This window comes from Corallococcus sp. CA047B, from assembly GCF_003612065.1.
Lineage (GTDB): Bacteria > Myxococcota > Myxococcia > Myxococcales > Myxococcaceae > Corallococcus > Corallococcus praedator.
Window position 1 is genome coordinate 1 of the sequence record NZ_RAWD01000312.1, and the last position, 11,131, is coordinate 11,131.

Here is an 11,131-nt window from a genome sequence, read left to right on the forward strand (position 1 = left end):
GGGCAGGGGCGGGCCGGAGGACGGGCGCTGACCGGCCCTGGCGGGCAGGACTACATCTCCAGGTGGACGTGGATCCGTTCCGCCCCGTGTTGCGTGGGGGAATCCAGAAAAGGAAGTGGGCCGGCGCGTGCTTCGAGTTCTCTTCTTCCTGATGTCGCTGCTGCCGCGCACGCCCCGCCGGTTTGTCGTGCGGGGGCTGATGCATGCGGTGTGGGGCACGCTGTCCCATGCGAAGGTGTACGGCCTGAAGGACGTGCCGCCGGGCGCCTGCCTCTTCATCGCCAACCACCTGTCCAACGCGGACGGCTTCACGCTCTACCGTGCCTTGCGTCCCCGGCACGTCGTCTTCCTGGCCGGCGTGAAGCTGCACGGCACGGTGATGACGCGGCTGGCGGCGGAGACGATGGACACCATCGACATCACGCCGAACTCGCCGGACATCGAAGCGCTGCGCCGCTGCGTGGAGCTGCTCAAGGGCGGCCAGTCGGTGCTCATCTTCCCGGAAGGCGGCCGCAGCCGCTCCGCGGGCCTGCTGCAGGCGAAGAAGGGCGTGGGCCTCATCGCCAAGCGCGCCGGGGTGCCCATCGTGCCGGTGGCGCTGACGGGCACGCAGAAGCTGATGCCCATCAACGACTCCGACATGGGCGGCGAGCGGCTCTTCCACGCGGACGTCACGGTGACGTTCGGCCCCGCCTTCCGCATGGAGGACCTGGAGCCGGAGGTCGCGGGCGCGAAGGATGCGCGCCAGGCGCTGGTGGACGCGATGATGCGCCGGGTGGCCGCGCTGCTTCCGCCGGAATACCAGGGCGTCTACACCGCGCCCCCGGAGCCGGTGGACGCCCCCGTGTCGTCGCCCGCCTCCGCGCCGCCGTCCGCGTAGCGAGTCCCCTGAAACGAAGACGGCCGCGCGGGCAGCAGGTGCCCACGCGACCGGGTGCTTCCGTCCTGCTCCGACGGCTACTGGAGGAACGCCTTCTTCACCTCGGTGAGGAGGGGATTGGCGCCCGTCGCGCGGTCGGTGCAGCCCTGGTTGATGGTCCAGATGATGGTGCCGCCGTAGCCGTTGGCCTTGGCGTACTGGCCCTTGGCCTGGATGGCCTCCGGACCGTCGTACGTAATCCAGCGCACGGTGCCGTCCTCCACGGGCGTGTTGAACGTGACGTAGTTGGCCTGTGCCGCCACGTCCCACTTGAGGGTGCCCGTCTTGGAGAGTTCGAGGATCTTCTTGTACGTGAAGGAGTTGTCCCCGCCCACGTAGTCGGACCAGTTGGTGAAGGCCTGGCGGGGGCCGCTGATGTTGCGCCACGCGAGGCCGTAGAACGGGATGCCCATGCCCAGCTTCTCCTTGGGGATGCCCGCGTTCACCCAGGCCTTGAGGCTGGACTCCACGGACGTGGGATGGGTGCCGGACTCGCCCGTCAGCGCGGACGTGAACCACGAATCCCACCCGTCCCAGACGCCAATCATCTCGTAGGACATGATGTTGACCTGATCCATGTAGGTCGCCAGCTGCGGGTACCACCTGAGCTCCGCGTCGGCGCTGAAGTTGTTGTTGATCCACCCGATGGGGAAGGTCATCAGCATGTTGGGCCGCACCTGACGCAGCCGCTGCACGAGCGCGAGCAGGTTCGGCTTGTCCGCCTCCTCCACCGGCTCCCAGTCGATGTCGAGCCCGTCGTAGCCGTGGTCATCCATCACCTTGAGCAGGTTGGTGACGAACTTCTCCCGGTTCGCGGGAGTGGCCGCGCCCACCCAGCCGGCGTGCTCGCCCGCGCCGCCCACCATGATGATGGCCTTGCGTCCCGCCGCGTGCGCGCGCGTGGACAGCGTCTTCGCCATGGCGGAGCCGTTGGAGTTGTCGAAGATGGCGTTGACGGTGCCGTTCGCGTTCGGCGTCACGCGCCCGACGATGATGTGCGTGAGCGCGCTGAAGTCCACCTTCTCCGGCGGGTAGTCATCCGCGTTCCAGCCCGTGTAGTAGCCGGACACCCACTTGTTGGTGTTGCCCACGGGCCCCGTGACGGTGATGTCCGCGATGGCCTTCTTCGTCGGATCCGCGCTGCTGGTCGCGACGACGTGGTAGCCGCCCGCCGTCTGCGGCGCGGTGTACGTGCCGCTGGAGGTGACGCTGCCGCCCGTGGCGCCTTCCTGCACGGACCAGGTGACTGCCGTGTTGGTGGCGCCCGTCACCTTCGCGGTGAAGGTCTGCACGCCGCCGCGCGCCAGCGTGACGCTCGAGGGGGTGACGGTGACGCTCACGCCGGTGGGCGCGGTGCGCGTGCCCGACACCGCGGAAGAGCGGGCGCTCTCCCCGGCGGCGTTCAGCGCGGTGACGGCGTACCAGTACGTCGTGCCGCCAACCGCGCTGGTGTCCTTGTACGACGCGGACGTGACGGGGGACGCGGTGAGCTTCGTGTACGTGCCGGACTGCGAGGCGGCGCGGTGGACGTTGTAGCCCGTGGCGCCCGTCACCGTGCCCCACGTGAGCGCGACGTCGGTGGTGGAGCCCGTGGCCTTCAGGCCGGTGGGTGCGGACGGCGCGGTCGTGCTCGCCGCGAGCCGCACGTTGTCGAAGTACACCGGGGCCAGACTCCTGCCCGCGTTCTCCATCATCACGAAGCCGGTGAGGTTCCCGCTCGCCGCGCCCAGGGTGGCGAGCGGCACGCGGCACTGCGTCCACACGTTGGCCTTGATGCTGCCGCCCACACAGGACGGGTTGAGCGCCACGGGCGTCTTCTGCGACGTGCCCACGGTCGCGTAGACCGCGAGGGCCGGGTTGTTCGTCGCGCCAGGGTTCACCTGCAACTCCACGAAGCCGAAGCCCGTGGTGGGGACGCCCGCGTGGTTCAGGTACACGCCCGTCCATGGCTTGAACGTGGCGGAGATGGAGCGCGTGCCGGCGAACACAGGCTTCGTCGCCGTGAGGCTGTGCGTCGCCCAGGACCAGTCCTGCCAGCCTGAACCCAACGCGTCGTCGTACAGGGTGGTCGCGCTCGCGAGCGCGTCCTCGGAGGCCACCAGCGAGTCCTCATCGCCCGCGGTGGAGGTGAAGTCCGGAGCCCCGCCACAGCCGGCGTGCACCGCGCCCAACGCCACGAGGAACCCCATGAGCTGCCTTCTCAAGTCTGCTCCTGCTTCGCCAGGTGAAAAGGGGCGGGGTCGGAGGAACCGCACTTCCTGCCCGCGGCGCGTGACAGGAAATTCCCCCGGCCGCCCTGGGCGTCGCGCCGGAAGTGGCGGACGTACAAAGGGGACCTGGCGATCGAGGCCTAGAAACACCGCGATCGCCGGTCGGCGTTCAAGCCATGGGGTGGGGTGTTTGGGTACGTCGCGAGGACGCCAGGCCGGTGCGCGAACAGACTCGCGGGCGGCCGGTGCGTGAATGAAACGCGCCTGGTGATGGTTCGAAGGAGCGGGCCCTTCCCACACCTGGAGGCGCTCCATGCGCGCCTCCAGGGGAAAGGCATCCACGCCGCTACACGTGGGAATTCAATCCTGCATCACCGCTGCATTTCACTTCTTCGCGGCCGACGTCATGAAGCTCCACGCGCTCTCCTTGCCCAGGAGGTACGTGCGGAAGTGGTTTTCTCCGGGGCGGTAGAGCCCGGTGCGCTTGAGCTGCTCGTGCAGCGCGGGCAGGTGGTAGTAGGGCACCGACGGGAAGAGGTGATGGGACAGGTGGTAGCCGGCGTTGAAGGGCGCGATGAAGAAGCGCTCGAACCAGGTGGGTGACTCCACGTCCCGCGTCTCGTGCGTTTCGTCCTCCGAGGCCGGGGTGAAGGGGTGCTCCACCACCGCGCGGATGCGGAAGGCCATCATCATCAGCGTGAGCGACGGCACCGACCACAAGAGCAGGTAGTGCAGCCACCCGCCCGTGAGGGTGAGGAAGGCCACCAGCCCCAGCATCCACAGCGTGTAGCGCACCTTCTCCGCGCCCGAGGGCGGCGGCCCGCCCTTGCCCATCATCCGGCCCGTGAAGGACCAGGGGATCATGATCTTCAGGTGGGAGAGCGTGAAGACGCCCACCATGTCCCCCAGCAGCACGCGCGCGGCGCCCCAGCGTGTTCGCGGGAAGATCCACGCACTGTCACGCTGCGCGGTGCGCCAGTAGGGGTCCTTCGGGGTGTTGACGTACCGGTGATGCTCCGCGTGCTCCTTGCGGTAGCCCGCCGTGGTGATGTTCATGGGAAACGCGCACAGCACGTCCGCGAGGAAGTCATTCGCGAACCGGTTCGTGAGCAGGTGGTGGTGCGAAGCCTCGTGCACCAGGCTCAGGAGCGCGTGCTGCCGGGTGGAGATGAACACCGCGGCCAGCAGCCATGCCCACCAGCGGTCCACCTGCACCACGAACGCCACCGACATCGCGATGATGAGCCACTGACGCGTCACGGCCCACATTCCACGCGCGTTGGCCACCACCGACAGCTCCCTCACGACGGCGGTCAGCGACCGGCGCTCGAACACGCGAGAGGTGACCGCTTCCGAGTCATCCAGCGACACCGTTTCCGGAACGGCAAGCATTGGGGACAGACCTCCTGCCGGGCGCAAGCGCTCTGGCTGGAGGCAGGGGAGGCCTTCCCCCCAACCCAAGGCGACCCCCTGCCGCGCACGCCGGTTCATGTGGGACTGCGCCGCCTGGGCGGTAATTATCTCATACCACAATAATCGTGAGGTCGGAAATACCCGCCCAATCTTACAGCCAGGACGGACGGGGAAGCATGGGCATGCGGGAGGAGGGGCGGGTGTTGAGTGGTGTCCAGTCGGGGACCCTCCAGGGGGCCTTGCGCATGGGATGGCAGGGGAGGCCGGCCTTTTGGACGGTGCGCCCTGGGGGTTGTCCGTACACTGGGTTCGAACGCCCTTTCCGCGTCCCGCGGCCCCAGGAAAGGACGGGAGGAGCTAACCCTCCCGGTCATTTGGATGCAGGCACCCTTCGACTTCCAGAAGCTCTTCGAGCTCTCCCCCAACCCGTACATGCTGCTGGACCGCGAGCTGCGGTACGTGACGGCGAACGCGGCCTACCTGCGGGTGACGGCCAGCCGGCTGGAGGACCTGGTCGGTCGCAACGTCTTCGAGGCGTTCCCCAACGACCCGGACGACCCGGCCAACGCCAGCCTGCGGATGCTGCGCGATTCATTCTTCCGGGTGCTCAATGAGCGGGCCCTGGACACCCTGGCGCTCATTCCCTACCGGGTCCCCCGGTGGACGGACTCGGGCATCGTGGTGGAGGACCGCTACTGGAGCGCCACGCACACGCCCCTGCTGGATGCGGCGGGCGAGGTGGCCTTCATCCTCCAGCACACGATGGACGTGACGGAGCTGCAGCAGCTCAAGCAGGCCATGCTTGACGCGCGGAGCGCCCCTTCGTCGGACCCGGGCACGCAGCTGGAGGCCGGGGTGTTCCTGCGCGCCAAGGCCGTGCAGGAGGCCAACCTCACGCTGGATGGCGAGCGCAGGCACCTGCGGCGGCTGTTCGAGGTCGCCCCGGGCTTCATGTGCTACCTGAAGGGGCCCTCACACGTGTTCGAGCTGGTGAACCACGCCTACCTCCAGCTCGTGGGCCACCGGGAGCTGCTCAACAAGCCCGTCCGGGAGGCCCTGCCGGAGGTGGCGGGGCAGGGCTTCTTCGAGCTGCTGGACGGGGTGTTCACCTCCGCGGAGCCCTTCGTCGGCCACGGCATGCGCGTGATGTTGCAGCGCGTGCCGGGCGGGCCGCTGGAGGAGGCCTTCGTGGACCTGGTGTACCAGCCCATCGTGGAGGCCGACGGGCGCGTCTCCGGCATCTTCGTCCAGGGGCATGACATGACGGCGCAGAAGCGCGCCGAGGACGAACTGGCGCGCCACCGCGACCACCTGGAGGAGCTGGTGCGCGAGCGCACGCGCGAGCTGGAGCAGAGCGAGGCGGAGCGCCGCCAGACGGAGGCCGCGCTGCGCCAGGCGCAGAAGATGGAGGCGGTGGGCAAGCTGACGGGCGGCGTGGCGCACGACTTCAACAACCTGCTCCAGGTGGTGAGCGGCAACCTCCAGTTGCTCCAGCGGGACCTGGCGGGGGACGCGAAGGCGCAGCGGCGGCTGGAGACGGCGCTGGGCGCGGTGGAGCGCGGGGCGCGGCTGGCCTCGCAGCTGCTGGCCTTCGCGCGGCGTCAGCCGCTGGCCCCCTCGTCCATCAACGTGGGCCGGCTGGTGCGCGACATGGATGACCTGTTGCGCCGCGCGCTCGGGGAGGACGTGGAGGTGGAGACGGTCATCGCGGGCGGGCTGTGGAACACGTCGGTGGACCGCAACCAGTTGGAGAACGTCATCCTCAACCTGGCCATCAACGCGCGCGACGCGATGGACGGACGGGGCAGGCTCACCATCGAGGCGGGCAACGCGATGCTGGATGACCACTACGCGCTGCTGCACCCGGAGGTCACCGCGGGGCAGTATGTGCTGCTGGCCATCTCCGACACGGGCACGGGCATGACGCCGGAGGTGATGGAGCGGGCGTTCGAACCGTTCTTCACCACCAAGCCGGAGGGGCGCGGCACGGGCCTGGGGCTGAGCATGGTGTACGGCTTCGTGAAGCAGTCCGGCGGCCACGTGAAGATCTACAGCGAGCTGGGGCACGGCACGTCGCTGAAGATCTACCTGCCGCGCAGCTTCCAGGTGGCGGTGCAGCCGGCGGAGGCCCCCTCCGGACAGGTGGAGGGCGGCACGGAGACCATCCTGGTGGTGGAGGATGATCCGGCGGTGCGAGGCACCGTGGTGGAGGTGCTCACGGAGCTGGGCTACCGGGTGCTCAAGGCCTCCGACGGCCAGAGCGCGCTCGCGGTCATCCAGAGCGGCCTGCCGGTGGACCTGCTCTTCACGGACGTGGTGATGCCGGGGCCGGTGCGCAGCCCGGAGCTGGCGCGGCAAGCCAAGGCGCTCCTGCCGGAGCTGGAGGTGCTCTTCACGTCGGGCTACACGGAGAACGCCATCGTGCACGGCGGCCGGTTGGATCCCGGCGTGAGCCTCTTGAGCAAGCCGTACCGGCGCGAGGACCTGGCGCGGAAGATCCGCGCGATGCTGCGCCAGCGCGAGCAGCGGCTGGCGGCCAAGGGGCTGAAGGGGCCCGCCCCCGTGCCCGCTGCCGAGGGGCCGCGCGCGGCGGACGGAGCGCTGAAGGGGCCGCTGCGCATCCTGCTGGTGGAGGACGACGCGGACATCCGCGAATCCGCGTGCGAATTGCTCACGGACATGGGACATGGCGTGCAAGCGGTGGAGAGTGCGGAAGCCGCGCGCACGGTGCTGGGCAGGGACCCCATCGACGTGCTCTTCACGGATGTGACGCTGCCGGGCATGTCCGGCGTGGCGTTGGCGCGTGAGGCCGTGCGGCAGTACCCGTCGCTGCGCATCGTCATCGCCTCCGGCGATTCGCGCGCGGTGAACTCGGAGTCCGGACCCGAACTGGAGCGCGCGGTGCTGCTGCCCAAGCCGTATGACCTGGATCAGATGGAGCGCGCGTTGGAGCAGGCCGCCGCCGCGCTGACCGCCGCGCCGCGGACGCGCTCCCCGTGACGGACGCGCGCGCCCGAGCGGGTGAGGAAGTCATCTACGTGTCCACGCTGCCCGGGCTGGAGCCCGCGCTGGAGGCGGAGGCCCGCGAGTGCGGCCTGGGTCCCCGCCGCGTGGAAGGCGGCGCGGAGTTCGTGGGCCCTCCCGGCCTGTACCAGACGGCGAACCTGCACCTGCGCACCGCCAGCCGCGTGCTCCTGCGCCTGGGCACGTTCAAGGCGCCCACGGCGGACGGGCTGGTGCGCGAGCTGGCCGCGCTGCCCATGAAGGACCTCTGGGATGGGAAGACGCCGCCCCGGATGTCGGTGACGCTGCACCGCTCCGCGGCGCCCGGGCCCAACGTGGTGTACGAGTCCGCCGCCGTGGCCTGGGGCCTGAAGGAGGTCCAGCGCGCGGGGCCGCACCTGGACGAGGAGGGCGGTGCTCCGGGCCTCACGCTGCTCGTGCGTGGGGAAGGGGACCGGTGGACGGTGAGCGCGGACACCTCCGGGGAGCCGCTGCACCAGCGCGGCTACCGGCAGGAGGTGGGGCGCGCGCCCCTGCGCGAGACGCTGGCGGCGGGCCTGCTGGGGCTCGCGGGCTACACGGGAGATGTGCCGCTGGTGGATCCGATGTGCGGCTCCGGCACGTTCCTGGTGGAGGGCGCGTGGATGTCCCAGCGCAAGGCGCCGGGGCTGCTGCGCACGTTCGCGTTCCAGTCGTTCCCTTCGTTCGACAAGGAGGGGTGGGCGCGCCGCCGCGCGGAGGCGGAGGCGCGGGTGCTGGGCGAGCCGCGCGCGGTGATTCGTGGCTACGACCTCAACGCGGGCGCGCTGGGGACGGCGCGGCGCAACGCGAAGCGCGCGGGGGTGACGCTGACGTTGGAGCGGCACGACCTGCGCACGCTGAAGGCGCCATCGGAAGGGCCCGGGCTGGTGGTGGCCAACCCGCCCTACGGCAAGCGCGTGGGCGAGGAACTGGACCTGCCGGACCTCTACCGCGCGCTGGGCGCGACGTTGAACGGCGCGTTTCGCGGATGGCGCAAGGCCATCATCATCCCCGACGAGCCGAAGCTGCTGGCGGCGCTGGGGCTGAACGGCGCGCGGACGGTGGATGTGAAGAACGGCGGCCTGCCGTGCCTGCTGGTGCTGGCCGGGCCGTGATGGGCAGGCCGGGGCGGCCCGCCCGCTAGAGCGGCAACACCAGCTCGAATCGCGCGCCCCCTTCAGGCCGCGCGCCGGCGCGCACGGTGCCTCCGTGCGCGAGCACCACGCGCCGCACGATGGCCAGGCCCAGGCCGCGTCCGTTGGCGCGCGTGAGGAAGAAGGGCTCGAAGACGCGCTGCGGATCCACGCCCGCGATGCCCGGGCCCTCGTCCTCCACCACCAGCGACACGCCCTGCGGCACGCGGCGCACCGCCACGCGCACCGTGCCCTTCGCGGGCGAGGCCTGCAGCGCGTTGCGCATCAGGTGCGTGAGGGCCAGCTGCAACAGCGTCTCGTCGCCCGCGATGTCCGGCACGTCCGGCGCCTCGTCGAACACCACGCGCGGCGTGGGCAGCCCCTCCCGGCCGTGGAGCTGGCCGAGCGCGCGGTGCACCAGCTCCCCCAGGTACACGGGGCGCGGCCGGGGCTCCAGCGGGCGCACCGTGTCCAGCAGGTCGCGCACGATGTCCTCCAGCCGGATGGCCTCCTCCTCCAGCATCTCCACCGCCGCGGCGCCGGAGGGCCCCAGGCGCGGCTCGCGCTTGAGCACCGCCACCGTGTTGAGGATGGCGCCCAGGGGATTGCGCACCTCGTGCGCCACCACGCCCGCCGCCTCGCCCAGCGCCGTCAGCCGCTCGCTCGCGACCAGCTCCCCCTGCAACCGCGACACCTCCGCGAGCCGTGCCTCCGCCGCGCGGTGGTGGCGCACGTTCTCCAGCGCCCCGCCGATGAGCTGCGCGAACAACTCCAGCGCGCCGGCGTTCGCGGGCGTCAACGTGGGGGACTGCACCGCGAGCACGCCGAAGGGCTCATCCCCCACGAAGATGGGCGCGTCCAGGGCACGCGACCCCGGGGGATAGATGCGCTGGATGTTCTCCGCCACCTCCGGCGCGTGGATCCGCCGGGCCATGCTGAACGCATCCGGATGGAAGGCCGCCTTGCGCCGGGTGAGCACCTCCGTCAGGTGCGGCATGCGCTCCCGGTGGATGCGCACCTCGTGCAGCGCCTGCCCATACAGGCTTTCGGCGGCCGCCACGCTCTCCGGCTCCTGGCGCAGCGGCCCGTGGCGCAGGAAGTCGCCCTCCAACAACATCACGGCCACGTAGAAGCCCTGCCGGTGCACGGCCTCCACCGCCAGCTCCAGCACCGCCGTCTCGTCCCGGCAGCGCAGCAGCTCCGCCGCGGTGGACACCAGCACGGTGGACAGCCTGCGCACCGCGTCCCCGCCCTCGGCGTCCAGCAACATCACGAGCTGCTCTTCCGGCACCCGTCCCGGCGCGTGGATCAGCGTCAGCTGGTGCTGATGTCCGTCCGCGCCCCGCATCCGCCCCCAGGTCGGTTGCTCCGGCAGGGGCTCGCCGCGCGCCAGGGCCCGCGCCAGGGGCTCCACCCACGCGCGCTCCTCCGGACTGAAGCGGGCGCTGAACTCCAGGATGGAGGGCAGCTCGCCTACACCCAGGCCCAGCAGCGTCTGGAGCGCGGTGTTGGTGAACACCAGCCGGTCGCCCCGCACGACGAACAGCGGCACCGGCAGCACCTGGAGCAGGCCGTCCAGCGTGACGGGGGAATCCCCGGCGCTCATCGCGTCACCGGCATCAGGGTGTCGTCCGCTTTCCTGGTCGCATGCCGCGCCGCCGCGGCGGGACACCTGCCGCGGGGCAATCGTTCCGCGCCGGGTCCGTAGGAAGGGAGGAAGGTTTCGAGGATTGGAGAGGACATCATGAACTTCGCGAACGAGCTGGACCGCAGGGACCTGGAGCTGAAGTCCGTCATGGCGGTGATGGTGGCCTTCGTCGCCATGAGCGCGGTCTTCCTGGTGCAGTTGTTCTGACGTCCGTCTTCTATCCCGACTCGGGGCCCGACGTGCAGCCTCGCCTGGTGCACGTCAGGGCTTCTTCGGACGGCGGACGTACTGCTGGATGAAGTCCCGCTCCTCCGCGCGCAAGGCGCTCAAGCGCAACCCGTAGCCGCGCGGGTTCTTTCCGTCCTCCAGGGAGTTCTCCCAGATGACGGAGCTGCGCAGGGTCATCACCCGCTCCGGATCATCGAAGCGCAGCGTCAGTTCCACCTGCGTCCCCAGTCGCAACGGCCGGTCCGTGCCGATGAACAGACCGCCCGACGACAGGTTGATGATGCGGTGGTCGGTGAAGATGCCCGTGTTCTTCATCGTCACCCGCACGTCCGCGTGCAGCCGGTCGTCCGAGCGCCGCTCCAGACCCACGAACTCCGCGCTCGAATACGACGGCGCGGGGCTCGCCACCACCGGACGCCGAGCCGGAGCCGGAGCCGGAGCCGGCGGCGCGGGCGGCGGCGGTGCCGGAGGACGCGCCGACGGTGTCATCACCGGTGGCGGACGCGGCGGCGCGGGTGGTGGAACGTAGGGCGGGGGACGCGCCGCGGCCGGCGGA

The 11,131-nt window shown here is 70.5% G+C and carries 7 protein-coding genes; 3 read left to right on the plus strand and 4 right to left on the minus strand.

All coding sequences use genetic code 11. From position 1 onward, the window contains the following. Positions 1–127: 127 nt before the first annotated feature. Positions 128–880: a 1-acyl-sn-glycerol-3-phosphate acyltransferase gene (locus D7X74_RS45120; protein ID WP_120537071.1), complete on the plus strand. Its 753-nt coding sequence runs from the start codon at positions 128–130 to the stop codon at positions 878–880. 77 nt (positions 881–957) lie between these two features. On the opposite strand, the gene D7X74_RS33500 is transcribed toward D7X74_RS45120, so the two are convergent. Further along, on the minus strand, positions 958–3,108 hold the full coding sequence (locus D7X74_RS33500; RefSeq protein ID WP_233602370.1) for a glycosyl hydrolase family 18 protein: 2,151 nt from the start codon (positions 3,106–3,108) through the stop codon (positions 958–960). A 405-nt stretch (positions 3,109–3,513) separates the two neighbouring features. After that, positions 3,514–4,521, minus strand: a complete 1,008-nt coding sequence (locus D7X74_RS33505; RefSeq protein WP_158622334.1) for a fatty acid desaturase family protein — start codon at positions 4,519–4,521, stop codon at positions 3,514–3,516. Between the two features lie 399 nt (positions 4,522–4,920). Between D7X74_RS33505 and D7X74_RS33510 the strand changes: the two genes are divergently transcribed. Further along, on the plus strand, positions 4,921–7,542 hold the full coding sequence (locus D7X74_RS33510; RefSeq protein WP_120537074.1) for a response regulator: 2,622 nt from the start codon (positions 4,921–4,923) through the stop codon (positions 7,540–7,542). Continuing rightward, positions 7,539–8,681: a class I SAM-dependent RNA methyltransferase gene (locus tag D7X74_RS33515; RefSeq protein ID WP_120537075.1), complete on the plus strand. Its 1,143-nt coding sequence runs from the start codon at positions 7,539–7,541 to the stop codon at positions 8,679–8,681. Before D7X74_RS33510 ends, D7X74_RS33515 begins: the two co-directional genes overlap by 4 nt. 25 nt (positions 8,682–8,706) lie before the next feature. On the opposite strand, the gene D7X74_RS33520 is transcribed toward D7X74_RS33515, so the two are convergent. Both D7X74_RS33520 and D7X74_RS33525 read right to left on the minus strand, forming a co-directional pair. Beyond that, the gene (locus D7X74_RS33520; RefSeq protein WP_120537076.1) at positions 8,707–10,305 is read right to left on the minus strand and encodes an ATP-binding protein; all 1,599 of its coding nucleotides are present in this window, start codon (positions 10,303–10,305) and stop codon (positions 8,707–8,709) included. Between the two features lie 303 nt (positions 10,306–10,608). Further along, the coding region (locus tag D7X74_RS33525) for a TIGR02266 family protein (protein WP_120537077.1) at positions 10,609–11,131 on the minus strand (523 nt) is incomplete at its 5' end.

Coding starts and splice junctions, on each gene's coding strand:
- D7X74_RS33500 (WP_233602370.1), bottom strand. CDS start 3,108: ATGGGGTTCCTCGTGGCGTTGGGCGCGGTGCACGCCGGCTGTGGCGGG.
- D7X74_RS33505 (WP_158622334.1), bottom strand. CDS start 4,521: ATGCTTGCCGTTCCGGAAACGGTGTCGCTGGATGACTCGGAAGCGGTC.
- D7X74_RS33510 (WP_120537074.1), top strand. CDS start 4,921: ATGCAGGCACCCTTCGACTTCCAGAAGCTCTTCGAGCTCTCCCCCAAC.
- D7X74_RS33520 (WP_120537076.1), bottom strand. CDS start 10,305: ATGAGCGCCGGGGATTCCCCCGTCACGCTGGACGGCCTGCTCCAGGTG.